Consider the following 25,654-nt stretch of genomic DNA (forward strand, 5'->3'; position numbering starts at 1 on the left):
TAGGAAGAAAGGAGCTGTCTGCCGATGCCGCTAGCCCAGCTTGATCAACTGCTAAAACCTGTACGAATTCGTTTGTGGAAGCAAACGGGATTGCGCACCTTCATATGGAGTATGACCTTGGGATTGGCAACTGCTTGTGTCTGGCTGCTGCTAGGACGCTTCTTTCTGATTAGTGGTTATCGCTATGCAGCTATTGTCAGTTTAACTGGTGTGCTGTTGGTCGGCGTTGTATGGTTTTTCATTCGTCGACCGAAGCTTGTGGATGCCGCTCTGCTGCTTGACCGACACGGCTTGGATGATAGGATGACAACAGCGCTTGCCTATATCGATCAAACGTCACTAATGGCCGTGTTACAAAGACAGGAGGCGTTGGAAAAAGGGAATGGGTTCGTCAAGGAGCGATTATACATTGTCCTTGCGTGGAAAGTGTCATGGAAGAGGTGGCTGCCAGGCGTCTGTGCCCTTGTTGTTTTCGCTTCCTTGCTGCTACTGCCTAATCCCAAAGATGCTGATATGCTCCAGGCTAGTCAAGATAAAGCATGGGTAGAAGAACAGAAGAAAAAGGTGGAAGAGCTTAAGAAGGAGATCGAAGCGAAGCCTTCACAACTTCCGGCTATTAAGCAAATGGCAGCGGATCTGAATGAGCTTGCGAACAGATTAGGTCAAACGCCAACCACGGCTGAAGCTTTGAAGGAACTGGAAAAGACACTGAAGAAAATGGAGCTGGGTTTGGGAGAACTGGCGAAGCAGGAACAGCGCTCTGCGCAATGGGCCGAGTCGATGCAGCGTACGGAAGCGCTTCGCGAACTGGCGAAAGCCTTGCAGCAGAAAAGCGCGGACAATATTCAGGGTGAAGCTGCGAAGCTGGGCGCGGAGGTGCAGAAGATGTCTCAGCAGCAGAAGGAGAAGCTCGCGAGCGAGCTTGAGCGTCTTGCTGCATCGGCGGCTGCGGTTTCGCCTGAGGCTGAGCAGCAGCTTCGTGAACAGCTCCAGCAGGCCGCCAGCTCGCTGCGCAGCGGCGATGATGCTGCTGCACTTGCCCAGCTGCAAGCAGGCCTTGCTGCGGCCAGCGCGGATCAGCAAGCACTCGCGCAGCAGCAGGCCCAGGCTGCCGCTGCTGCGGCCAGCCTCGCAGCCGGTGCGCTGCCGCAGGCCCGCCAGCTTGCCGCGAGCGGCGCGTCGCTCGGTCAAGCTTGGGCGCCAGGCGGCCGCGCGGAGCAATTAGCTGCGGCTGGAGATCCCGCAGCGCCGAGCGGTGGCACACCGCCAAGCAGCGCTGGTGCAAGCCCTGGGCAAAGCGGCACAACGGCAAACGCAAGCCCTGGTCAAGGCGGCTCAGCCGCAGGTGCCGGAGCAGGTTCTGGCACTGGCACTGGGCAAGGCGGCAGCGGTGCCGGCGGTACGCAGGGAGGCACAGGCGCAGGCTCGCGTGGGCTGGTCGCCACACCGCGTGAACGCGCAGGTACTGGTGGCACCTATGTTGACGGTGGCCCGACGAACGGCAGCGGTGGAGAGGTGAGCCAGAGCGGTTCAGCACCAGCCTTGGATGGAGCATCGCGTCCTTATGAAGATGTGTACGCCGATTACGCGGCAGCAGCTTCGAAGGCGTTGAATCGCTCTGAGCTGCCTGCGAATATGCAAAATTTAGTGCGAGACTACTTCCTTGAAATCCAGCCACAGCGGTAGGAATGAAAGGAATTCAGAAGGGAAAGCGTTGATCATGGTCGAATCGAAAGCGCAATTAGAAGCTTGGGGCTTGGCTATAGGCCAGATGAAGGAACAGATTGGCCGTGTAATCGTAGGTCAAGATGAGGTTATAGAGCAGCTTCTATGGTGCATCTTGGCTGGAGGCCATGCACTTCTGGAAGGCATTCCGGGACTTGGCAAAACGATGCTGGTGAAAACAATCGCCGATACGGTAGATCTGAGCTTTGCACGCATTCAATTTACCCCTGATCTCATGCCGGCGGATATTACAGGGACGAATGTCATTCAATTTGGTACTCAAGGTGAAACTTCCTATAAATTTCAAAAAGGTCCTTTATTCGGCCATGTCGTACTGGCGGATGAAATCAACCGTGCAACGCCGAAGACGCAAAGCGCGCTTCTAGAAGCCATGCAGGAAAAAACGGTCACGGTCGGTTCGGAGACGTATCCGTTGCCATCTCCGTTTTTTGTCCTTGCGACGCAAAATCCGTTGGAGCAAGAAGGGACTTATCCGCTTCCCGAAGCGCAGCTGGACCGTTTTTTACTAAAGATTCATGTCACCTATCCGACTCAAAGAGAGCTAAAAGAAATCGTGCTTCGCACAACTTCAGGCCGACAGCAAATCGCGGAGAAAGTAGCCGATAGCGCTCTTTTACGGGATATTCAGAGCGGCTTGAAAGAAATATTGGTTGCCGACGATGTTCTGGATTATGCGGTTCAGCTGTTAATGAACACCCATCCCGAAGAAGCATCAGCTCCTGAAGCAGTCAAGAAGTATTTGCGTTTTGGCTCAGGTCCGAGGGGAGTTCAATCCATGATCGCGGCTTCTAAAGTCCGAGCATTTCTTGCGGGTCGTTATCATGTATCCAAGCAAGACTTGAACACAGTAGCCATTCCTGCTCTGCGTCATCGCTTATTTCTAAATTTCGAAGGACAAGCCATGGGGATTTCACCGGATGCTATTATTCTGTCTATCATAAGCGCCATGGAAAAAGAGCGATGAGTGCAGGAGCCAATTTACTGGATGCTGGTCTTATGCGCAGACTGGAGCAAATGAGCATAGTGGCGAAAAGCCGGATCGCAGGCACCATGCAGGGGAAAAGGCGCTCCAGAGACCATGGATCTTCCTTGGAGTTTGCCGATTACCGACTTTACACGCCTGGTGATGACACCCGTCAACTGGATTGGCATGCTTATGGCCGAACCGGCAAACCCTTTATCAAGCTTTTTATGGACGAGCAAGAGCTTCAGGTCCATCTATGGTTGGATGCATCTAAATCGATGGATTTCGGAAGTCAAGAGGGCGCTGGTGCCGCTTCGCTTACGAAATGGGAATATGCGAGACAATTGGCAGCTGGCATTGGTTACATGTCCTTGAGCCGTTACGATCGTGTAAGTGCGGCTGCTTTTACAACGCATGCGACTAAACAGCTGAAGCTGCTCCGCGGAAAGGGGAGTGCCTTAAGACTCTTCGATTTTCTGGCGAACTGCCAGCCGGGGGAGACAGGGGATATGGGGGCTGTTTTTAGGAATCCTTCCCTCTTACCCCGTCAGGCGGGGATGACTTGGGTGTTCTCTGATTTTTTATTTGAGCAAGGAGTAGAGGAATCATTGACCTATTTACTCGCTGCGAAGCAAGAGGTCGTCGCAGTGCAAGTGGTTTCACCCGAGGAGTTGGACCCGAAATATGCGGGAGAACTGCGCTTAATTGACAGTGAATCGGGAGAAGCGAGAGAGGTAGCGATGAGCAGCAAGGTCATACAAGCTTACCGTGACGCCGTTCAGGCTTATACGCAACAGTTAAAAGCTTTTTGTTATGAACGCGGAATTACTTATCTACTGGCGGTAACAGATGTCCCACCAGGAGATTTTCTGCTAGGTGAGTTAAGACGAAGAGGTTTAACGCGTTAATCGCTGAGGGTTAAGTGGTAGGTTTAGCCATCGGAATATGACGTTTTGCTTGCCAGAAGCACCATCCGTAAATGAGCACAAATACGACGATGAGGAGAGAAGATATTCGATACATGAGCGCGTAGCTGCCGCTAAAGGTTGCTAAGGCACCAAGAAGCATGGCTCCCAATCCGATACCGAGATCATTTGCTGAGAAAAAGGTTCCGCTTGCCGCGCCACGACGATTCGGCGCAGCGCGGGCGATAGTCCAAGCTTGAAGCGCTGGCTGCAAAGAGCCGAATCCAACTCCATAGCATAGTGCTGCAATGGCTAAACTGGTTTCGGAATGGGCGTAAGAAAGCAGCAGCAAACCAACAATCGTGAACAAAGCGCCCGGAAAAAGCACCCATTGGGGGCCCTTGCGATCAAATAGGATGCCTGTCACGGGTCTTACGATTAGCACCATGGAGGCATTGCACAAAAAGAACCAACCGACATTCGAAATGCCGGCTTCGTGACCGAACAACGTAATGAACGTGACTATGCCTCCGTAACAAATAGCCGTACACAGCAATAAAGCGGAAGGCAGCAATGCTGTTCGTTCCCATAAGAGATCCATGAACTTCGGTTTTGGAGCCGATTTTTCGAGTGGCAATGGCTTGGAATAGGTAATGAACAATGAGCTGAATATCGACAAAAGGGCAAGTAAAGTGGAAAGCAAAAGAACGCGAGGAAATCCGAAATTTTGCATTACCCACAATCCTGTGAGGGGAGCAAGCGCCATCGCAAAGGTATTCGATAAACCGTAATATCCCATTCCTTCTCCCCGACGTTCAGATGGAATAATATCAGCTATGACTGTGCCTAGGGATGTGGTGGATATGCCCCACCCAATGCCATGCACGAAACGAGCGGCCAGAATGAGAGCAACAGCTGCCATGTAAGAATAGCCAGCGATGCTTAGTGCGCAAATCGCCAAACCGACAAGCAGGACATGTTTTCGGCCAAGCAAATCCAGCGCTTTTCCGGCGAATGGGCGTGTAATCAGCGAAGAGATAGTAAAGATGCCGATGACAAGTCCTACTTGCAAATCGCTGCCGCCTAACTGAGACACATGAGCAGGGATAGTAGGAATGAGCATTTGAAAACTGAAAAAAAGCAATAAATTGGAAAGCGCCGTGATCAAGAAAGCTTTTGTCCAAAGTGGCTTCTGCTTCTTGTTGTCGGCTGCTTGGGAATATGCCATGTGACCTCCTAAGTTGTACATATGCAAACCTGTTAGACGGGGGGGAATTGAACTTCCCGCGTAGTATGCCCAGGGCACTGGGAATCGAAACACGACTCAAGCGGAGCATACTTCGTTCATGGAAAGGTGAGTTTGTATGCAATTCGCATCATTAAGCGGGCTTTGGTTTTCTTTAGCCATCCCTTTTATTGTGCTTCTCTATTTATTGAAACGTCGTTATATCGATAAAGAAGTATCCAGCCATTTGCTCTGGCGGCGAGTTCTTCGGGAGCAGGAGGCTAACCGACCCTGGCAGCGGCTGCGGCAGCAATTGCTCCTTTGGATTCAACTGCTTGCGGCTGTTTTATTTATTCTCGCTCTGATGCAGCCTTTTGTTTGGGGGAAACATGCCGCAAAATCTCATGTGTTTTTTGTGATTGATGCCTCCGCAAGCATGCAGACAACTGCCGATTATGGCACTCGGATGGACGAAGCGAAGCAAGATATACTTGCTTATGCGCGTAAGGAAGCGCCAAGCAGCACCTACTCACTATTGGTCATGAAGGACCAGCCAGAGCTTCTTTTGCAGCAGGAGCCAAATTTATCTGCGCTGCAAGCGGCATTAGATAAGCTGTCTCCTTTTTATGGAAAGACGAAGGTCCAGGAAGCATTGTCTTTAGCGGCTGTATTAACAAGGAATGAATCCCAGACCGAAGTACGGTTATACAGCGATACGCAGTGGTCAGAACATCTGGAAGGAATTGATTTTTCTGTTCCTGTAAGCCTCAATTTGCCTCAAGAGTCAGCTCCGGCGATGAATGTCAGTATCAGCCAATTTGGAGTTAAAGTCGTTAAAAATGAGGCGAAGTACCAGGCAGTAGCTGTGTTGAAAAATTGGGGTTCTTCTCAGATTTCCATACAAACAAGCCTTTATGGAGATGCGCAGCTCATTCATACGGACTCCATACAATTAGCGGCAGGTGAGCAAAAGTCGATCTATATAGATCAATTAGCTCATGCGGATGTATATAAAATGCATATCGAGGAAAAGGATGCATTGGAAGCCGACAATACAGCGTACGCATTCCCGGAAGGCAGCGCACAGCGAAAAGTAGCTTATGTAGGGGATGGTAATCTTTTTCTGGAAAAAGCGCTGATTTTGGCTAAAACAGAAGTGCTGAATATTCAAAAAAGCCCAGATGGCACTTATCCTGTACCACTGGGACAGAGACCTGATCTTCTTATCCTAGATGGCGTGAATGAAGCTTTCTTACAAACAGTACAGTGGCGAAAGCTTGCGACTTCAACACCAATTTGGAGAATTGCTGCTTCATCGAAGACATCCTCATCGGATCGTAAAGAAGCAGAGGTTACTCCTTTCACGATAGCGGATCATCCCGTCACTCGGTATGTTCGTTTGCTGGATGCGACTGTTGCACAGGTGAAAACTCGGCCTATGGAGCCATGGGAAAAGCCGATTGTTTCGTCGGGAACGCTGCCGCTCCTTATGGCAGGGGATGAAAACGGGATGCCGCGACTAACCTTTGCTTTCTCGCTTCAGGATTCTGATCTGGCCCTGCGTTCTGAATTTCCGATTTTAGTTCAAAATGCCGTGGGCTGGTTGACCGAACATAAAGGCGGCAACTTAGGTCGTTTCACAGCCGGAGAAAGAAAAGAGATCGCGTTCCATCCGGAAGCCAGCAAGGCTGTTTGGCAAACGGATATCGAGGGTGTCAGCGAGCAACAGGTTGAGCACACTGGAAGCTTACTAGCGAATTTGCAGACAGCGCCAGCACGTCCTGGTCTCTATCAGTTGAAGGAGTACAATGCAAATGGCCTTCTGCTGCAGTCACGCTGGCTTGAGGTCGTGATGGATGGTCGGGAGTCTAATGTGAATGCGAAAATGGCCGGTAAATTAACTTTTATTAAAAGTGTTTTATCGCATGAAGAAAGCAGTCTTGATGGACAACAAAGTCATATTTCGTTGATTCCTTGGATCATCGTCATTCTGCTCTTGGTCATTTTGCTGGAATGGGAGGTGTATCGACGTGGGCATGCAGTTTGATCATCCATCCGTTTTGTGGGTTTTGCTCTTGTTTCCCTTTTACATCTGGTGGATGTGGAGCACATTGTATCGTCTCCAAAGTGGACGTAAGCAATGGGCTGTTGCTTTTCGCAGTACAGCGCTCATTTTACTCGTGCTTTCTTTAGCCGGCACACAATGGTTTACACAGCTCCATCGTAAAAGCGTTGTTTTCGCGGTAGATCGTTCAGATAGTGTCAAGCAGGATATGAAGGAAGCTGAGTGGGTTCGTGATGCAGTAAAAGGACGCTCCACGGATCAAGATGAAGCGGGTGTCGTCTCCATGGGGCTCAAAGCTTCTATTGAAAAGCCGCTGGATACCAGGATAATGGACGGATTTCAATTTAACTCACAATTGAATCCGCTTTTCTCCGATGTGGCATCGGGTTTGCAGCTTGCATCCAGTCTTTTACCGCAGGGGAATTCAGGGCGGATCGTATTAATGTCCGATGGCGAGGAAAATGTAGGGGATTTGATGCGGCAGGGAATGTTATTGCGTGATCGTGGTGTGAAGGTGGATGTAGTACCCATTCCTGCCAAAGAACGCAAAGACGCCGCAGTGGAAGCATTAAGGGTTCCGGAGCACTTATACCAAGCGGAAGCCTACACCATTGAAGTTGTCATTCGTTCTACAGCTGCGGGACCAGCACAACTGCGGATATTTGAAGATAACCGGGAACTAACGGCACAGACGGTTACGCTAAATAAAGGCGAGAATCGCTTTGCCATTCAGTCGCTTGCCAAAGAATCCGGCTTTCATAAGTACAGAGCCGAAATTTTTTTGGAAGGCGATGAGCAATCGGCCAATAATATGGATTACGCTTTCAGTAAAGTGCAAGGTCCTCCGAAAGTACTTATCGTAGAAGGAAAAGCAGGTATTTCCAAAAACGTTGAGGCGGCTCTCGAATCCGCGCTCATTCCCTATGACACGATAGCTCCGGAGATGCTCTCCAATGATTTTGTTAACTATACCCGTTATGAGAGCATCGTAGTGAATAATGTGGCAGCAACGCAGATGCCACAAAGGAAAATGGAAATGATTGAACAGGCGGTTCGGGATTATCGTGTAGGACTTGTCATGTTGGGCGGCGAGGACAGCTATGGTCTGGGCGGTTATTTCAAAACGCCGATTGAACGTGCGCTTCCTGTATACATGGATTTGCGCGGCAAACGGGAAATTCCTTCTCTGGGCATTGTGCTCGTGATAGATAAATCAGGCAGCATGGCGGGAGACAAAATGAAGCTGGCGCAGGAAGCCGCGTCTCGGACGGTGGATTTGTTGCGAGATAAGGATACCTTGGGCGTACTCGGTTTTGATAGTTCCCCCCATTGGTATGTGGAACCTCAAAAACTGGCTGACAAATCGGGGATTATCAACAAGATTAATGCCATTCCGGCTGATGGTGGAACGGAGATCTATACCGCAGTTGAGGAAGCTTACAACAGACTCGCAAAAGTAGATGCCCAGCGCAAGCATATCATTTTATTAACGGACGGTCAGTCAGCAACGAATCAGAGTTACGAAGCTCTGACCGCCGAGATGCAAAAGGAACATATGACCATGTCCACCGTGGCTATCGGTACGGATGCAGATCAGGTTCTGCTGAAACAGCTCGCGGAATTCGCGAAGGGGAGGTATTATGCAGCGGTTGATCAAACGACGATACCGGCTATTTTCAGTCGGGAAGCTGTTTTGATTTCGCGTACCTATGTGGTTAATCAGCCTTTTGTTCCTCTTTTAAAAGGAGGCACTGATTGGCAGGGCATATTGGGACAAGGCCTTCCGACTTTGAATGGATATATTGCTACAACGCCGAAGGAAGCGGCTGAAGTCATCCTTACGAGTCCAGAACCGGATCCGATTCTGGCCAGATGGCAGTATGGAGCAGGGCGTTCTGTAGCTTGGACTAGCGATGTGACCGGCGCATGGTCATCCCAATGGGTAGCATGGCCTTCGTTTTCACAAGTGATCACCCAAATGATCAAATGGACATTTCCGCAATTTCAGTCTTCTCCGCTGGAACTGAGTGGGCATTTAGCCGGCAATGAATTGATGCTGGAAGCGAAAAACGGCAGCTTGGATGGCGGGGGTGAAGCTCAGCCATATGAGCTTCGAGCGATTGTGACAGATGAGGATTTGGGCAAACAAGACGTCAGTTTCACAGCAACAGCACCAGGCGAATATACAGCACAGTTATCTGTGGATAAGTCTGGCGTCTATATGGCTAGGACCGAATGGGTTGCGCCGGAGAGTGAAGCGAGTAAGGAGGAACGCGTCATTGGCAGCTCGACATCCGGTTTCGTTATTCCATATTCCCCGGAATATCGGATCACGGATGGACAAGGCCTCAGCAAGCTAAAGCAGCTTGCTGAGCTCACGGGCGGCCGGATGCTATCTCTGGAGCATCCGGAAGAGGTTTATGCCTTCGCTTCCGCTGCGCAGAAGCGATTGACCCCCATCAGCAGGTATCTGCTGATGGCTGCACTCGCGCTGCTGCTGATGGATATCGCAGTGCGGCGTGTTGCCTTGACGACCGGCCTGTGGGCGCGGTCGGTCGGGGCTTTGCGGCGGGCTGCCTCGGCAGTCCCGCCTCAGCAGGCGGAGACGCCGCTGGCGCGTCTCCGCGAGCGCAAGCAGCTTGCGGAGCATAAGCTGCAGCGCAAGGCTGAGCGGCGACCGCAGGCGGCGCTCAGCCCGTACCCGCGGCCGCAGATGCGCTGCAGCGGCCAAAGGCCGAGCAGCCGGCGCGCAGCGCGGCTGCCTCGCCACCTCCGGCTGCCGCGCAGACGCCGCCGGATGCAATGAGCCGTTTGTTGGAAGCCAAACGGAGAATCCGCAAATAGCGCAGCTATATGATCTAGTATTTTTAGAACAGTTGCGATACACTATTTGTAGAAGGTTGTCGAAGAGGACACCTTATTCCAGATTGAATTAGGGGGGGTTCGTTTGGCTAGAAATAGCTACTCCATCGGTATCCTATTGATTGGTTTGGCCGTTGTTTTACTACTTGGGAAATTAGGCTTTTTCCATCTTGTTCTTTCCTTTTTTTGGCCGCTATTTGTGCTCGTACCCGGGCTGCTGTTCCAGTTTCTGTTTTTCAATCGAACGCTGCCGTCAGGCGTATTGGTGCCAGGTGGTATTTTAACCACGTATGGGCTGATGTTCTTTTTCTGCAATGTGTTTGGCTGGCATGCCATGAGCTATTTATGGCCGGGCTTTATACTGGGTGTGGCAATCGGTTTATATGAACTTTATCTATTCGATCGTGCCGGAGACCCTGGGGTTCGAATCGCAGCAATGGTATTAGGCATTGTTTCTCTGGCTTTGTTTGGGTTAACTCTATTGCTGAAATTGGGTATTTATATCATCGCTTTACTGCTCATACTTGCTGGTATTATATTGATTTACCGCAGGCGAAATATTTGGTAAGTAAAGACAGTCATATGTAAAAGTTTTATGTTGATTCGGTTTTATCTTGCATAATGTCGAGAAACTGCGTATAATAAGTGTAAATGTCAAGCGTCGGCGCTTTTGTCCGACGCTTGTTTTATGAACAGAGACGAAAATTATAGGGTAGAGAGGGTTTGACATCATGCACGCAAGAGACAAGATTCGCAATATTGCTATTATCGCGCACGTTGACCATGGCAAAACAACACTCGTAGATAAATTGCTTCAACAATCCGGTACATTCCGCGACAACGAGGCTGTTCAAGAAAGAGCAATGGATTCCAATGATCTTGAAAGAGAACGTGGGATTACTATTCTCGCAAAGAATACGGCAATTAATTATAAAGATTATTTAATCAACATCGTTGACACCCCTGGACATGCTGACTTCGGTGGCGAAGTAGAGCGTATCATGAAGATGGTAGACGGTGTTTTACTTGTTGTAGATGCTTTCGAAGGTACAATGCCGCAAACCAAGTTCGTTTTGCGTAAAGCGCTTGAGAGCAATCTTTCCCCAGTTGTTGTTGTTAACAAAATTGACCGTCCAAACGCTCGTCCTCAAGAAGTTGTGGATGAAGTTCTTGACCTGTTCATTGAACTTGGCGCAACTGACGAGCAGCTTGATTTCCACGTCGTCTATGCTTCTGCGCTTCAAGGTACGTCTAGCCTTGATGCAGAAAAACAAGATGCGAACATGGAAGCTATCTATGAAACCATTGTAAGCCACATTCCGGCTCCTACAGAAGATGTTGATCAACCGCTTCAGTTCCTTGTTACATTGATGGATTATAATGAATACCTGGGTCGGATCGGCGTTGGCCGTGTGAACCGTGGTAAAATTCGTCAAGGTCAAACCGTTGCGGTTATGACGCGTGAAGGCGGAATGAAGCAAGCAAGAATCGATAAATTGTTCGGCTTCACAGGTTTGAAGCGTATTGAGATTGAAGAAGCGGCAGCAGGCGATATTATTGCGATTGCCGGTATCAAAGATATCAATATCGGTGAAACAGTTGCAGATCCTGCTAATCCGGAAGCATTGCCAGTTCTGAAAATTGATGAGCCAACGCTGCAAATGACTTTCGTTGTTAACAACTCGCCATTTGCTGGTCGCGAAGGTAAGTGGGTAACTTCCCGTAAAATTCGTGAGCGTCTGTACAAAGAGTTAGAAACAGACGTAAGCTTACGCGTGGAAGATACGGACAGCCCGGATGCATTCGTCGTATCAGGCCGCGGGGAGCTTCACCTTGGTATTTTGATTGAAAACATGCGCCGTGAAGGCTTTGAATTACAAGTTTCTAAGCCAGAAGTTATCATTCGTCAAATTGATGGGCAAAAGATGGAGCCTATTGAGCGTTTGATTATCGATGTCCCAGAAGACAGCATGGGTTCAGTCATGGAAAGCTTGGGTTCCCGTAAAGCTGAGATGGTCAACATGATTAATAACGGCAGCGGTAACGTTCGTCTTGAGTTCCTGATTCCTGCACGTGGCTTGATCGGTTACAGAACAAACTTCTTGACGCTAACTCGCGGCTACGGAATTATGAACCATGCGTTTGACAGCTATGGTCCATATCAAGGAGCGGGCGTTGGCGGACGTCATGAAGGTGTACTTGTTGCCAGTGAGTCCGGCGTTTCTACGCTTTATGGCATTCTTTCAGTCGAAGATCGCGGTATTCTGTTCGTTCACCCGCAAACAGAAGTTTACGAAGGTATGGTTGTTGGTGAGCACACACGTGACAATGATATTATCGTTAACATCTGTAAAGAAAAAGCGGTAAACAATATCCGTTCTGCGAACAAAGAAGAAACAGTCAAAATGAAAACACCGCGCATGTACTCTTTAGAGCAAGCTCTAGAGTATTTGAACGATGATGAATATTGTGAAATTACACCGAAATCGGTTCGTATTCGTAAGAAACTATTGAACAAAAGCGAGCGCGAGCGTGCGGAGAAACACCGCAAAACTGCGGAAGCTAACGTTTAATTCTAATCGTCTTCGCAATAAGGGAAATGTTGGCCTTCGTGCTGCATTTCCCTTTATTTATTTCTCCATATGAGGGATAATGGACTTTGACTTAACTTTTGAATGAAATGGAGTGTATGTCGTTGACTGCCTTGAACGAATGGTTTGGTAACCATATCTACATGACTTATTTGCTGATCTTTGTTTTCATGTCTTATGTGTATAACAAAGTATTCCGTACCCGAAAATTACCGATTCTCAAGACGGCTGTCGTTTATTTGCTTATGGCCCTTGGTTCGGTCATGCTGCTCGTTTTTCAGGTTGTGGGACTTCCCATTGTTTTATGTTTGGCTGTAGCAATTTCACTGATGTTTCTTGTGCGAATCCGTTATTTTATTGAGAAAAGAAGCGGTAACAAGCCTACATAATGGAAGGTTCAAGGAGGGGCATATGGCACGCTATTGGTTAACTCCCATCATAGACACCACGCCGTTTACACTTGGGGCCGAGCGTATTGAGTGTGCGCCCTTGTCGGAGCTGGAGGCATTTCGTGAGCTAGCTCATAAAAGCCATCCCAGACTGCTGCCCATGTTTAAATCCAATCTGCTTCTCAGCGATGATGAAGATGTATGTGGTTCAGAGCTCGCAGAACTTGATTTACTGGACGAGAAGGCCATCGTGTTTAACGGTAACCCTTATTATCTATCTCATTGCGCAGAAGCCTTTCTCGATCGTTTGCTAAAGCCGCAACAAGCATCTGAATTTGTTTCATCCATGGATCTGAGCGAATTCACTCCTCAGGCTAATGCGCAAGCTTGGAGAAAACAATGGCATCATTGGCTGAAATCCGGTTATGATGTTATTTTACTTAGAGAGGATGGACGTTGATTTGAAGCTTCAAGACGCCTTTTTCAATTGGCTGCAAATGCATATTGTTCACGAAGCTAGACCCCTAGATGAGGCTGCCTCAGAAACATACGATTTTTTTGCGCTGATAATACGTGAAGATCATGCCGTTAGTAATTTTCACATTGTCAATGAAGTGGATCTGATGAAGATCAATATAGCCTATGAACAAGAAGGAACAATGAAACAGATGAGCTTTGATCGTGAAGCGGCTGAAAAGCTGCTCGATGATATTAATTCCAATCCGATCTACAATAATCAATAACTGCGCATCCTGCGACATAACTTTTTTAAATGGACGTACAATAAGGTAATAAGGGTGGAACGCTTGCCACCCGCTATGCTATACTGTAAATGTAAGCAGCGTTTTCAACCATCTAGTAGGAGGCGCAACCGATATGGCCGAACACTTTACAGTTTTAACGGAGCAATTGCTTGATGGCGCCCATCTTATCAACAAGCCTGAATATGAAAAAACTTGTGCTGACCGAGCAGATTCAGAGCCATTCGGACAAGTTTTTGATGCGATAAAAAAAGCCTAGATCTGCATGCATGCAGTCAGGCTTTTTGTTATCTTTCCACGGATTAGAGATTCGGATTTCCGACCTGATTCGTGTCATTGGGTCCTGAATTGATAGTTGGATTACGAATATCACGAGGCAGTTGAGGCATTATTCGGCCCATGATATCTGCCATTTGCTCTGCAAAACCGGTAATTGGTCTTCCTTCTTTGATGTTGTCCCGAATGTCGCGTAAGCGTTGATCTAAGTCCATATCTGCTGTCACGATGGCATTAACACCGTAAGGATCTTTTTTGAGAGCTTCTGCGACGGAATACTTCACCGTACCGACTCTGGATCGGTCCATCTCTTTGTTAACGTTGATGCCAACGACTGCCGTATTGCCGAAGACTACGCAATGAGCGCTTTCGACCTGTGGAATGCTGGCAGCCAGGTTTTCCAAACGTTCGGCAACTGCTTTGGAGTCTTTTATTTCGAGTTTTTGCGGAGCGATTTGTTGAACTTTCACCTGATTTTGACTCGTATTTTGAGGGGAGGCACCATTTTTTGGCGCTTGACTACAGCCAGTCACGAGGATCAGTACCAACGAAAATACGCAGAATAGTCTCATTAGAATCGTTCCTTTCTTTTCCTTGCATCTCGCGTTTAGTTTGTCCTGCATAGCTAGGTTGTATGTATTAAAAATATAACCAATGATCTAACGCCAAATCTGGGAGGGGACACACCAATGAAAAAAATTTACGTGTTGGATACGAATGTACTGCTTCAGGACCCTAATGCTTTATTTGCCTTCGAAGATAATGAAGTAGTCATACCCGCCGTGGTGTTGGAAGAAATCGATTCGAAGAAGCGCAATGCAGATGAGATTGGCCGAAATGCAAGACATGTGTCTAGACTGCTGGATGGCTTGCGGACGAAAGGCAATTTATCGGATGGGATAACCCTTGAACAAGGGGGCAGCATCAAAGTAGAACTCAATCATCGCAGCTTTGCCAAGCTGCAAGAAACATTTGCTGAATTAACGAATGATAACCGCATTCTAGCTGTAGCGCTAAACTATCATCTGGAGGAACAGGACAGCGACTACCCAAGACCTGTGGTTATTGTGAGTAAAGATACATTGGTTAGGATTAAGGCGGATGTGCTTGGGTTGACAGCTCAAGACTATTTAACGGATCGCATTGTCGCTCAGACGGATATGTACACGGGGTATGTCACGCTTTTTGTCCATCCGTCAGTTATTGATGAATTTTACTCCTATCGTTTTCTGACCGTAACTTCGCTTAATTTGAGCTACATGCTTCATCCCCATGAGTTCGTGATATTGCGGGATGAATTAGGTTCTTCTAAATCCGCTTTATTGAAAGTAAATGCCGAAGCGAAGAAGCTGGAACCGCTCTACATGAGCAATGATCCCATCTGGGGGATCGCAGCGCGCAATGCGCAACAGCGCATGGCCCTTGAGCTATTGCTCAATGACGACATTCCGCTCGTCACCCTAACAGGGAAAGCGGGAACAGGAAAGACGCTGCTCACGTTAGCTGCGGGTCTTATGAAGATAGAAGATGAACGAAAATATAAGAAGCTGTTGATTGCTCGACCTGTTGTGCCCATGGGTAAGGATATTGGTTACCTGCCAGGTGAAAAAGATGAAAAGCTGCGTCCTTGGATGCAGCCGATCTATGATAATTTGGAATATTTGTTTGATACAAAAAAACCGGGTGATATTGAGAAAATACTGGCAGGTCTAGGCAGCATTCAAGTAGAAGCCTTGACCTATATTCGAGGTCGTTCCATCCCCGGTCAATTCATCATTATTGATGAAGCGCAAAATTTATCCAAGCACGAAGTAAAAACGATTGTTTCGCGTGTAGGGGAAGGCAGTAAAATTGTACTTCTCGGTGACCCGGATCAAATCGATCATCCTTATCTGGATGCGTCCAGCAATGGTTTGACGTACGTAGTTGAACGTTTCAAACAGGAAGGCATTAGCGGTCATATTACGCTGGAGCGCGGCGAGCGTTCGCACCTGGCGCAGTTGGCAGCCGACTTGCTCTAATAGGCAATGGGAAGAGCCCTCATCGATGGATGGGGGCTCTTTCTGCTGCCAAAATAACGAAGAAGTAATCGCAAGCTACAAAATTTCGATTTTACACCGATATGCCTTGGCGATGCCTTGCATGAGTTCTTCAAGCTGACGGTCTACGACGAAAATATCGCGATTTTGTTCCTTGTATTGAGCGACTAAATGTTCTTCAATCTGAAGGACGGCTTGGTCGACTTCAGCCTCAGGACTATCTGATGTGAAGCGAAACGGAACGACTATCTTTTCATATAAATAGTTATGCTCAGCGCGACTCGTAAATCCGTAATCGCTAAACAAATCCGTCAGATCTGCGTCATCAGGCAGCAGGCTCAGCTTCATGGTGTCGGTTTCGATCTTATATTCCGCCATAATGTCCAGCACGACAAGGCGCTGCTCCTCATTGCTGACAATAAGCATTTCCTTATCTCGATCAAACAGCTCCGCTTTTCCGGCCAGAGTTTTGACAATTTGCGCGTAAAAGCCGGGTAATTTGCCTTCAGGCAGATCCATCAGTAAACCAATCTTGGGTTCCATAGATATATTCCTCACTTCTCTTTTGTGGTCCTATGTAAGATTATAGAGATAATTTAAGTTTGACAACAGCGGTGCCTGTTTTCATTTCAACACTCACGACATCGAGATAGTTGACTATTTTCTTTGGGACGAACCCGAGTTGGAATTCTTTCATGAAATCATCAATGGTGGTGTTCGGAAGCTGAAATCCGTTGAATTCCAGTTTATCCACAATGAAGCGAACTTCATTCATAGTGGGGTTTTCTTTTAACACAAATCTTCCTTGGATGACCATGTTAACCGATCCTTTTTGCCCCTTTGCAATAATAGCTTTGTCCGTAAACTCAAAATTGAGATTTTGCAATAGTTCATTTTTGGTATGTATATAGGTATTAAAGTCCGCGTCGGTTATCGTGATTACGGGATTTTTAATATTGGATAAATCGATAAATTTATTTTCCTTGGTTACATATTGCGGAAGCTCTCGGAAAGCTGTAGATAGATTGTTTAAATATTCACGGAACAAAGGAATGCCTTGCTCCTGCCATTGGTCATTTAAGTTTTTAATTTGTGACTCAATCACTTTAGCTTGTGCGCTAACGGCAAGTTGTTTGTCTAATTCATCTTGAAGCTTAACGAGTTTCTCCCGCTGCAATAAATAGTTGTCTTTCGTTTTTTGAAGTTTGGTTTTAGAAGACTCTAATTCCGTACGCAAGTTTTTTAATTTATTATAGGATTCCGTGAACGTAGACAAAGCGCGATGATCATTACTGATAATCATTTGCAAATATTCAAACATTCGCATAGCATCGGCAAAGGAGTTGACCGTGAACAGCAGCATCCAGATGGAATCGCGATCTCCTGTGTAGTAGGCGCGCAGAACTTTGCCTGCATGTTTTCGAGTATCGTCCACATGACCGTTTTGTTTAACAATATCTTGCTCATTTTGTTTAATTTGAATGCCTATTTGAGCATCTTGTTCATTCAAACGGCCAACTTCCTTATCAATTTCATAAATGGTAAGCCCTTTTTGGATGAGTGCTTTCGTTTCGTCTGGTGGTGTATTCTTTTCTTCAGCAGATGCCCGTTGAATGGGTAAAGCTAATTGTACGGCAAGTAGGAATGACAATACAGCAGCTGTTAGTTTATATTTCATTTAACAAGTTCTCCCCCTATGAACAGATTATCATATTTCTATTAATAGAAGCACAAAAAAATACTTACCTCTGGGGAAGAGGTAAGTATTCGAGCTTAACATCTATTTTTTGGCTGGGGTTATTAGCTTTAAAATGTCATCAAAATTTTTGACGTTCTTCGGCACTTCCTTTGTTAAAGGGGTGGACTGGTTAATAGCGTCATAGGTTTGATGAAGAAGGATGTGATTGTCCTGTTTTTTGCCATCAACGGCGGCTAGTGAAAAGTTCATATCAATCGTTTGGTCGCGGATAAAGCCTTGATCATCAATAGCTACGGCCATTTTGCCAGGAGCGTGGAGCTGAATGGACATGGATCCTGAAGTCTTTAACTGCTCAACCTTATCGGCAGCAAGAAACCCATTGTTTTGTAAGATGCCAAGAAACTCTGGCAGTTTGGTTTGAAGTAGGGTGTTGATCTCTTTTTCATTTTTGCTGGTAAGCTCAACACTGATTGTTTTGGCTGCAGAACCGTCTTTTAACTTAAAAGGCTCTTTCTCCTGCTTGTACCATTTGGCGTCGATGCCTCCAAATAGGAGGCTGCCAAGTGCTGTTGATAACTGAGATGTATTTTTCAAGCTATCTACGGTCAGTGGGCTTTTGCCTGTTTGGCTCATTTTTTGTAAATCAACGGCATAGTATTCGTCAGCTGTTTTATTTAATGCTGGCATGTTAAAATACAATTTGCTATCTTTAATGAGAATTGGAATCTCAAAAGGGGATGTTGATCCCTTGGGCGTTATTTTCAGGTCCGTTTGGAACGTAAGTGGTTCAACATTGCTAATGCCCTTCCAATCTATTGTGCTTTCTCGGAGTAAAGATAACAACCCGTTAGTTAACGGATTCGGAGATTTCATCCATGCGTCACTGATGGCAAGCGTAGTGCTTCCGTCAAAGGTATAAGATTTCATTTCTTTTTGTTTAATCAAAGACTGATCGAGTGCTTCTTTAATTTTGGTATTATCGGTACATGCTGTCAGAGATACTAAGCTAACAGCCGTTACCATAGATAAGGTTATCCACTTTTTTGCCATGCGATTCTGTCTCTCCTCCCATAAATCCATCTTCATTATAAAGGTTTCCTAGTCTTTTGTCTTCAAGTAAAGAAATGGAGGGGTCTAATGAATAGGCAGCTTGTCCACCCTGATATCGTCAATGTATTAATAGAGGCAATTCAAACCAAAGAGGAACAGGCTATTTCATTTCGGGACTATATGGAAATTTGCTTATACAACGAACCGAATGGCTACTATCGAAATGCAAATCCCAAAATTGGGAAAAAAGGTGATTTCTACACAAGTTCCTCTATCGGCACTGTAATGGGTGAAATGGTAGCGGCATTTATTTGCAAAGAGATTAATGCCCAAATAAGCAGCGCGGATGAAAAGGGACCTGTTCACATCGTAGAGTGGGGTGGGGGCAACGGGAGTCTTGCGCTGCACCTGATTGATGAAATTCAACGATCTGCACCTGAAGTTTACGAACGCTTGATTTACACGATTATAGAATCCAGCTCATATCATCGCAATCAACAGCAAGCTAAACTGGAAGGTCATGTTGACCGCATTCGTTTTTTAAATGATACAATGTGGTTTGCTGAGCAGGCAGTGGAACAAATATATGTTCTTGCGAATGAGCTTTTGGACGCTTTTCCTGTACATCGCATTCGGTACGAAGCAGGTCAATTTCATGAGTCTTATGTCGTTTGGCAAGGAGAAACGCAGTGTTTTCAAGAAATATGGCTGCCTATACGCTCAGAACGTATATTAGACTTCTTGGATCGAACGGAAGTTCAATGGATGAATGGCCAAATAGCCGAACTAAATCTCGAAGCAGAAGTGTGGATGGGTCAAATTGCGGGGCAAATCCTTAGCGGGAGCTGTTTAATTATTGATTATGGTGATGTGGAAGAGGAATTGTATGCGGCTCATCGTCAGTTAGGTACCCTGATGTGCTATCGCAATCATCAAGCCGGCGACAACCCATTTGTTTATCAAGGAGAACAGGATATCACTGCTCATGTAAATTTCACTGGTTGTCAGGATGCTGCCATAAATCATGGCTTTACGGTATGCAAGCTGCAAACACAACGTGAATTCCTGGTGGAGCAAGGTATTCTCCAAAAACTTCAAGACCACTATGATCCAAATCCTTTCAGCGAAGTGTCCAAAAGAAACCGTGCTATTCGACAATTGCTGCTAAGCGATCAAATGAGCGAGCTGTTTAAAGTATGTATAGCAACGAAAAAAAGGTGATCGGCTGGTTAACAGTCGGCTCACCTTTTTGTTTGTTGTTAGGTTGATGGGGACTAGACAGACATTTTGAAAAATGACCAGTACGTAAATCCACCGAAGGAAATAATCATATATCCCCAGAACAACAATATGTAAGTACGTTCAGACAAGCGCATATAGCCTAGAATGACGAATACGGCTGTTTGGAAAAAGAAAATCAGAGACATTGGTATCATATCTCCAGCCAAGCTCATCAGTGCAATAACAAGTGTCCAAAAACCTAGAACCCGAAACATGCGATCCATTTCTCGTTACATCCCCCTCTCGTACCACGCTGCACTTTAACTACAACACATTATACCTTTTGAAGTGATGAGTGTAAACCGTCAAACGGTGACGAAATTGAAAACATTTCATCAGATAGAGCTAGTATGCCGTTTTATCTGAATTCCATGTATGAGTGTCAAAAAATTTGGCAATACCATTTAGTATCAAATAGATTCTATGAACTCTAGTATGGGCATAGAAATAGTAATAATGGTACGAATCAATTTATAACTCTCTTCGAAATTGATTCTCTTTATGATTCGGAGGCTGGGCTTGAGAACTAAAGCCTGATTTTCCGTAAAGCTGCATCTGCACATTACGTTAGGAGGATTGACCTTATGTCGGCAATTAGACAAGATGCTTGGAGCGATGAAGACGATTTGATTTTGGCGGAGGTGACGCTGCGTCACATACGAGAAGGAAGTACACAATTATCTGCGTTTGAGGAAGTCGGAGAGCGCATTGGACGTACAGCAGCAGCTTGTGGATTTCGCTGGAATAGCTTTGTTCGAAAGAAGTATGAAGCTGCTATACAAATAGCGAAAGCGCAGCGGCAGAAGCGGACACAGCTTAAGAAACACGCGGCGGTTTCTATTTCGAGCTCATCCATTGGTCTACTTGATGGCCCTGAGCTTGGTTTGGGAAAAACAGAAACATTTACAGAAGAAACGCTCTCGATTGATGCTGTAATCCGTTTTCTAAGACAGTGGCGCAGCACATACCAAGATATGAATCGTCATATTAAAAGCTTGGAGAAAGAGCTGCAAGACAAGGAAGAGGAATTAGATAGAATCGGCAGGGAAAATGATAAATTAAACAAGCAGGTCAACGCTGTTGAAACTGATTATCGTGTCGTGAATGACGACTACAAAGCATTAATTCAAATTATGGATCGCGCAAGAAAAATGGCCTTTCTCGTTGAAGAAGAAGAAGAGGAACGGCCGCGGTTCAAGATGGACGCAAACGGTAATCTAGAAAGAGTAGAATAAGTAATTATTATCCTCGTGTTCAAACCTTTAAGCTTCAGAACAAAGAGAAATCTTTGGACTGAGGTTTTTTGTTGTATAATGGTTTCTGTATATAAGGGGGAGTAGTTATGAGGATCATGATCGTGGGTGCCGGCTCCTTAGGCCTCCTATTCGCTGCGATGTTGTCATCCCGCTGTGAACAAATGACGGTAGTGACAAGAACAGACAAACAAGCAGTTGCTCTATGTGAGGAAGGTATTGGAATAACGGGGAATGAACAAAGGTATTTTCATACAAATAATGGACGGATAGAATATGATTATTATATAGAAGGAACTGACAGTGCTGAACGTTTGCCAATGAGCAATCCTGATTACATTTTTCTTATGGTTAAGCAAACCGCGATCACACCGAAACTTATTGCTTTCTTGAACGCCAATATGTCTCCTCAAACGCTTGTAGTATGTTTCCAAAATGGAATTGGACACGAAGAGAAGCTGGCCAAACAATTGGGTTGGGCGCGATTGCTGTTTGCCGTAACGACAGAAGGGGCCAGAAAAGAGGGGCTTACGACAGTTTCTCATACTGGAAATGGAGTCACTTATATCGGTACCGCGGCTCAAGGGCAGGAAATTGTTGAAGCGCAACATTTTTTGTTGGCCAAGCAGTTAGAGGAGGCAGGATTTCGAACAAAAGTGTCGAAAAATATGGAAACAAGGATTTGGAATAAACTGATCATTAATGCTGTGATTAATCCGCTCAGCGCGATTTTACGGGTGCCCAATGGAAAGTTATTGCAATCTTCCTGGAGCCGTACGCTGATGCATGCTCTTTACTGTGAAGCGGCACAGGTAGCCAAAGCGAAGTGCGTTCCTATCGAAGATGATCTTTGGGACACCATTATAAAGGTTTGTGAAGCCACGAGTCAAAATCACTCCTCGATGCTGCAGGATATTTTGAAATCCAGATATACAGAAATCGATTACATGAACGGAAGCTTGTTGGAAATTGCGAGAGAGCTTGGCATTGAGCTCTCTACACATGCAACGGTCTACCAACTCGTAAAAGCCCTTGAATAGTAGGTGATGGTTAAGATGACTAGTCTGATAAACATTGGATCAACCCTATATGCCGTATTTGCTGTTGCTCCCTTTATTACGTTCGTTGCTTTTTGGTTTCTCTTTTACTTGTTTCTTAAAGAGAAGAAGATGACGACACGATTAACGATGGATGTGACAACTGTATTTCTGCTAGGTTCGGTATCGTTGATGTGGAATCGATTGTTCCATACCACATTCGGGTTTTGGTTTATTATGCTTATTATGCTTATTGCCTTTGGCATGATCGGCGGTTATCAGACACATCTTAAGGGAAAGGCGGACCTCGTCAAGGTAGCGAGGGTTGTCTGGAGACTTGCTTTTCTTGGACTTTCAGGACTTTACATTGTGTTATTTCTTTTGCATATCGGAAAAAACTATTTTTTTCCATCATAATCTATCTTTAATTTAGGTGAAAATCATTTTTTATGAGTTGTTTGTAATATTTTTTTGATATTTGTAGAAAATAACAATGAAATTCGTCTAGATTTTATTGACCGATGGTTGTATAATTAGAGACCGTACCACCTTTTTTTGTTCACATTAATTTAACAATGGTAAATTAAATCTGGACAATACTTCGTTATATGTTATAATTCCTTACGTAATGTATAGTAAATTTTCTTACCATATATTTGTGATAGATTATATTACGCATTAATGGGGATTTTCGTTTTATTGGGTATTTGGTGTTAGGTATATGTAAAATAAACTATCTAAAACACCTAGCCATAGATGATTAGATACATATTTTAAAGGAGGAATTATATGAAAGCGACAAAATGGGTTACAACAGCGGTAGCGCTTACATTAATGGGGAGCGTAGCTATCGGTTGTTCGAAAACTGGGGAGCCATCTGCATCACCAGGGGATGCTAAAGGATCGGCTGCTCCAGCAACTTCTAACAAACCGCAAGAAATTAAAATCAACTTCTCGGCAGAACCGCCTATTATGGATACTTCCAAAAATACAGCGAATGCTGCATCTACAATTATGAATGCATTTAACGAAGGCTTGTATCGCACAGATAAAGACGGTAAAGCGACTCCTGCTCTTGCTAAAGATTTCCCAAAAGTTTCTCCAGACGGTTTAACTTATACCATTGATATTCGCGATAACGCGACTTGGTCTGACGGTCAGCCAGTTAAGGCTCAAGATTTCATCTATTCCTACAAGCGTACGCTTGATCCCAATACGAAAGCTCAATACAGCTTCATGGTTGCTTGGATCAAAGGCGGAGAAGCCGTTACAAAGGCGAAAACACCTGAGGCAATCAAAGCAGCACAAGACGCTCTAGGCGTAAAAGCAATCAGTGACAAGCAACTTGAAATTAAACTTGAAAAACCAATTGGTTTCTTTACGCAATTGCTTGCTTTCAACACATTTTTCCCACAAAGAGAAGATGTTGTGACTAAAGCAGGAGATAAGTATGGCGCAGAAGTGGACAAAGTCATCGGTGCCGGACCTTTCATTCTTAGCAAATGGGATCATGGTCAAACGCTTGAACTTGTAAAAAATGAAAAGTATTGGGATGCCGCTAATGTAAAATTAACGAAAGCGACTATCAATATCGTTAAAGATCCTAACACAGGTCTTAACCTTTACGAAACAGACGCGGCCGATTTGACAATTATCACTCGTGATCAATTGAAATTGTATGCGGGCAAACCGGATAATGCAGCTAAACCGGAATTGGTAAATTCCTACTTGATGTATCAAACGAAAAAGGTTCCAGCTCTGGGTAACAAAAAGATTCGTCAAGCCCTTGGTATGGCCATTGATCGTCAAGCTTATGTAGATACCGTGTTTGCTAATGGTTCCGTTGCTTCCAAAGGACTTGTGCCAGGTGGAACTTCAGATGGTGCAGGCGGCGAGTTCCGTAAAACAGCGGGCGACACACAAGCGCCATTTGATGCAGCAAAAGCGAAACAATTACTTGCTGAAGGTCTGAAAGAAGCGGGCTTAACTGCACTGCCTAAAATGAAAATCAATGCGGATGACACAGACTCTGCTAAAAAATCATTGGAGTTCATCCTTGCTCAATGGCAACAAAACCTCGGCTACGTTGCTGAAGCTAACCCGCTTCCGCATGCACTGCGTGTCGAGTTGGGTTCCAAGCATGACTTTGATATCACACTTGCTCTATGGGGCGCGGACTATAACGATCCGATGACGTTCTTGGATATGTGGATAACTGGTGGAGAGTTTGATGAAGGCGACTATAGCAATCCTCAATATGATGCTTTAATCAAATCAGCTCAAACGGAAGTTGACGCTACCAAACGTTCTAAAGCGATGGTCGATGCTGAGAAAATTCTGATGGATGATCAAGGTGTGACTCCGCTTTACTTCCGTACAACCGCTTATTTGAAAAAGCCTAATATCGAAGGTTTGATTCTTCCTCCATTTGGGAAAGAATGGGAACTGAAATGGGTAACTGTTAAGTAAGTAATAGCAAGACGCATACAGGTGGTATATGAGAAGAGGCCGTTCGTTTCTCTTAGGAGCGGCCTCTTCTAAATTTCTCGGCTTTTAATTTCAAATAAGGAGGAGCATTATGGTTAAGTTCATTCTTCGCCGTTTCTTATATGCGCTTATTACGTTATGGCTCATTGCATCTTTTACATTCGTATTGATGAAAAACTTACCGGGCGATCCGCTGGGAGAAGGTTCAGAACGGATTCCTAAAGCTACGAAAGAGATGTTGTTGAAGCAATACGGTCTAGATAAGCCTTTATGGGAGCAATATTTGACATTCATGAACAATATTATCCATGGCGATCTAGGAGCTTCCTATCAATTCCCTGCTCATAAAGTAACAGATATTATTAAACAAGCGTTTCCTTCTTCTCTCGAACTTGGTTTAATAGCAATTGTCTTCGCTATTATTGTGGGGCTTACACTAGGTATTATTGCCGCCTTGAAACATAATAAAGCAGGCGATTATACTGCAATGTTTATTGCTATACTCGGTGTTTCTATTCCATCCTTTGTTCTTGGTCCATTGCTCTCCTATTATGTTGGTGTGAAGTGGGGGATACTTCCCGCTGGTTTGTGGAAAGGACCGAGTTATCGGATTCTGCCCGCGCTTGCTCTTTCGTTTGGAACAATGGCGATCTTGGCGCGCTTGATGCGTACTTCCATGTTGGACGTATTGAATCAAGATTATATTAAAACAGCTAAATCCAAGGGTTTAACCAATATGACGGTTGTTTTTAAGCATACCGTACGAAATGCGATCTTACCTGTTATCACAATTATAGGACCAATATTTGTAAACGTCATCACGGGTACACTGGTAATTGAACAAATTTTCTCCGTTCCTGGTTTAGGTAAGCACTTTGTGCAAGCTGTTTATTCGAATGACTATACGATGATCTCTGGTTTAACGATTTTCTATTCGAGTATTCTAATTCTGGTGATTTTTATTACCGATGTACTGTATGGTTTTGTAGACCCTAGAATTCGTCTTGGGAAAGGCGGGAAATAA

24 protein-coding genes are annotated in these 25,654 nt (G+C 45.5%); 18 read left to right on the forward strand and 6 right to left on the reverse strand.

Features of this window, described 5'->3' with window-relative positions; genetic code table 11:
- Positions 1–24 precede the first annotated feature (24 nt).
- From FU659_RS23610 to FU659_RS23620, 3 genes are read left to right on the forward strand one after another with little or no spacing between them, the layout of a single operon-like run.
- On the forward strand, positions 25–1,686 hold the full coding sequence (locus tag FU659_RS23610) for a hypothetical protein (protein WP_147949797.1): 1,662 nt from the start codon (positions 25–27) through the stop codon (positions 1,684–1,686).
- A gap of 34 nt (positions 1,687–1,720) precedes the next feature.
- On the forward strand, positions 1,721–2,710 hold the full coding sequence (locus FU659_RS23615) for an AAA family ATPase (protein WP_147949798.1): 990 nt from the start codon (positions 1,721–1,723) through the stop codon (positions 2,708–2,710).
- Positions 2,707–3,618 carry a DUF58 domain-containing protein gene (locus FU659_RS23620; protein WP_147949799.1) on the forward strand — a complete coding sequence of 304 codons (912 nt, stop codon included), beginning with the start codon at positions 2,707–2,709 and terminating at the stop codon, positions 3,616–3,618. Before FU659_RS23615 ends, FU659_RS23620 begins: the two co-directional genes overlap by 4 nt.
- A 10-nt stretch (positions 3,619–3,628) precedes the next feature.
- Here the strand turns inward: FU659_RS23620 and FU659_RS23625 are convergent, their stop codons facing one another.
- Complete coding sequence (locus FU659_RS23625; RefSeq protein ID WP_147949800.1) at positions 3,629–4,843, reverse strand: MFS transporter; 1,215 nt, start codon at positions 4,841–4,843, stop codon at positions 3,629–3,631.
- 136 nt (positions 4,844–4,979) lie between these two features.
- Here FU659_RS23625 and FU659_RS23630 point away from each other — a divergent pair, with 136 nt between their 5' ends.
- The 8 genes from FU659_RS23630 (at position 4,980) to FU659_RS35760 (ending at position 13,767) form a co-directional block, all read left to right on the forward strand.
- On the forward strand, positions 4,980–6,887 hold the full coding sequence (locus FU659_RS23630) for a vWA domain-containing protein (RefSeq protein WP_147949801.1): 1,908 nt from the start codon (positions 4,980–4,982) through the stop codon (positions 6,885–6,887).
- Positions 6,877–9,711 carry a VWA domain-containing protein gene (locus FU659_RS23635; protein WP_261808002.1) on the forward strand — a complete coding sequence of 945 codons (2,835 nt, stop codon included), beginning with the start codon at positions 6,877–6,879 and terminating at the stop codon, positions 9,709–9,711. Before FU659_RS23630 ends, FU659_RS23635 begins: the two co-directional genes overlap by 11 nt.
- 141 nt (positions 9,712–9,852) lie before the next feature.
- On the forward strand, positions 9,853–10,335 hold the full coding sequence (locus FU659_RS23640) for a hypothetical protein (protein WP_147949803.1): 483 nt from the start codon (positions 9,853–9,855) through the stop codon (positions 10,333–10,335).
- 163 nt (positions 10,336–10,498) lie between these two features.
- Positions 10,499–12,340, forward strand: coding sequence for a translational GTPase TypA (typA, locus tag FU659_RS23645; RefSeq protein ID WP_147949804.1), 1,842 nt, complete (start codon positions 10,499–10,501; stop codon positions 12,338–12,340).
- A 131-nt stretch (positions 12,341–12,471) separates the two neighbouring features.
- Positions 12,472–12,747: a YlaH-like family protein gene (locus tag FU659_RS23650; RefSeq protein ID WP_147949824.1), complete on the forward strand. Its 276-nt coding sequence runs from the start codon at positions 12,472–12,474 to the stop codon at positions 12,745–12,747.
- Between the two features lie 22 nt (positions 12,748–12,769).
- On the forward strand, positions 12,770–13,207 hold the full coding sequence (locus tag FU659_RS23655; RefSeq protein WP_147949805.1) for a hypothetical protein: 438 nt from the start codon (positions 12,770–12,772) through the stop codon (positions 13,205–13,207).
- A gap of 1 nt (position 13,208) precedes the next feature.
- The gene (locus FU659_RS23660; RefSeq protein WP_147949806.1) at positions 13,209–13,490 is read left to right on the forward strand and encodes a hypothetical protein; all 282 of its coding nucleotides are present in this window, start codon (positions 13,209–13,211) and stop codon (positions 13,488–13,490) included.
- 133 nt (positions 13,491–13,623) lie between these two features.
- Positions 13,624–13,767, forward strand: coding sequence for a hypothetical protein (locus tag FU659_RS35760; protein WP_187274350.1), 144 nt, complete (start codon positions 13,624–13,626; stop codon positions 13,765–13,767).
- 43 nt (positions 13,768–13,810) lie between these two features.
- Here FU659_RS35760 and FU659_RS23665 read toward each other — a convergent pair whose 3' ends face one another.
- A complete protein-coding gene (locus FU659_RS23665) occupies positions 13,811–14,407 on the reverse strand; it encodes a YhcN/YlaJ family sporulation lipoprotein (RefSeq protein WP_397356379.1) in 597 nt (198 codons plus the stop codon).
- Between the two features lie 66 nt (positions 14,408–14,473).
- Between FU659_RS23665 and FU659_RS23670 the strand changes: the two genes are divergently transcribed.
- Positions 14,474–15,805: a PhoH family protein gene (locus tag FU659_RS23670; RefSeq protein ID WP_147949808.1), complete on the forward strand. Its 1,332-nt coding sequence runs from the start codon at positions 14,474–14,476 to the stop codon at positions 15,803–15,805.
- A 75-nt stretch (positions 15,806–15,880) separates the two neighbouring features.
- On the opposite strand, the gene FU659_RS23675 is transcribed toward FU659_RS23670, so the two are convergent.
- From FU659_RS23675 to FU659_RS23685, 3 genes are all read right to left on the reverse strand, one after another.
- Positions 15,881–16,366, reverse strand: a complete 486-nt coding sequence (locus tag FU659_RS23675) for a hypothetical protein (RefSeq protein ID WP_147949809.1) — start codon at positions 16,364–16,366, stop codon at positions 15,881–15,883.
- 40 nt (positions 16,367–16,406) lie between these two features.
- Complete coding sequence (locus tag FU659_RS23680; protein ID WP_147949810.1) at positions 16,407–17,501, reverse strand: coiled-coil domain-containing protein; 1,095 nt, start codon at positions 17,499–17,501, stop codon at positions 16,407–16,409.
- 102 nt (positions 17,502–17,603) lie between these two features.
- Complete coding sequence (locus tag FU659_RS23685) at positions 17,604–18,572, reverse strand: hypothetical protein (RefSeq protein ID WP_147949811.1); 969 nt, start codon at positions 18,570–18,572, stop codon at positions 17,604–17,606.
- Positions 18,573–18,659: 87 nt separating this feature from the next.
- Here FU659_RS23685 and FU659_RS23690 point away from each other — a divergent pair, with 87 nt between their 5' ends.
- Positions 18,660–19,793, forward strand: coding sequence for a class I SAM-dependent methyltransferase (locus tag FU659_RS23690; RefSeq protein WP_147949812.1), 1,134 nt, complete (start codon positions 18,660–18,662; stop codon positions 19,791–19,793).
- A 53-nt stretch (positions 19,794–19,846) separates the two neighbouring features.
- Here the strand turns inward: FU659_RS23690 and FU659_RS23695 are convergent, their stop codons facing one another.
- Entirely contained in the window at positions 19,847–20,077 is a 231-nt protein-coding gene (locus FU659_RS23695; protein ID WP_147949813.1) for a DUF2626 domain-containing protein, read from the reverse strand.
- A gap of 360 nt (positions 20,078–20,437) precedes the next feature.
- Here FU659_RS23695 and FU659_RS23700 point away from each other — a divergent pair, with 360 nt between their 5' ends.
- The 5 genes from FU659_RS23700 to FU659_RS23720 all read left to right on the forward strand — a co-directional run bounded on the left by FU659_RS23700 (position 20,438) and on the right by FU659_RS23720 (position 25,654).
- Entirely contained in the window at positions 20,438–21,088 is a 651-nt protein-coding gene (locus FU659_RS23700) for an RsfA family transcriptional regulator (protein WP_147949814.1), read from the forward strand.
- Between the two features lie 107 nt (positions 21,089–21,195).
- Positions 21,196–22,146 (forward strand): ketopantoate reductase family protein, encoded by a 951-nt coding sequence (locus FU659_RS23705; protein WP_147949815.1) that lies wholly within the window; start codon positions 21,196–21,198, stop codon positions 22,144–22,146.
- A 15-nt stretch (positions 22,147–22,161) separates the two neighbouring features.
- Positions 22,162–22,560 (forward strand): DUF3397 domain-containing protein, encoded by a 399-nt coding sequence (locus tag FU659_RS23710; RefSeq protein WP_261808001.1) that lies wholly within the window; start codon positions 22,162–22,164, stop codon positions 22,558–22,560.
- A 372-nt stretch (positions 22,561–22,932) separates the two neighbouring features.
- Positions 22,933–24,612, forward strand: coding sequence for a peptide ABC transporter substrate-binding protein (locus tag FU659_RS23715; RefSeq protein ID WP_147949817.1), 1,680 nt, complete (start codon positions 22,933–22,935; stop codon positions 24,610–24,612).
- A gap of 109 nt (positions 24,613–24,721) precedes the next feature.
- On the forward strand, positions 24,722–25,654 hold the full coding sequence (locus FU659_RS23720; protein WP_147949818.1) for an ABC transporter permease: 933 nt from the start codon (positions 24,722–24,724) through the stop codon (positions 25,652–25,654).

The organism is Paenibacillus sp. N3.4, assembly GCF_008017805.1.
Lineage (GTDB): Bacteria > Bacillota > Bacilli > Paenibacillales > NBRC-103111 > Paenibacillus_E.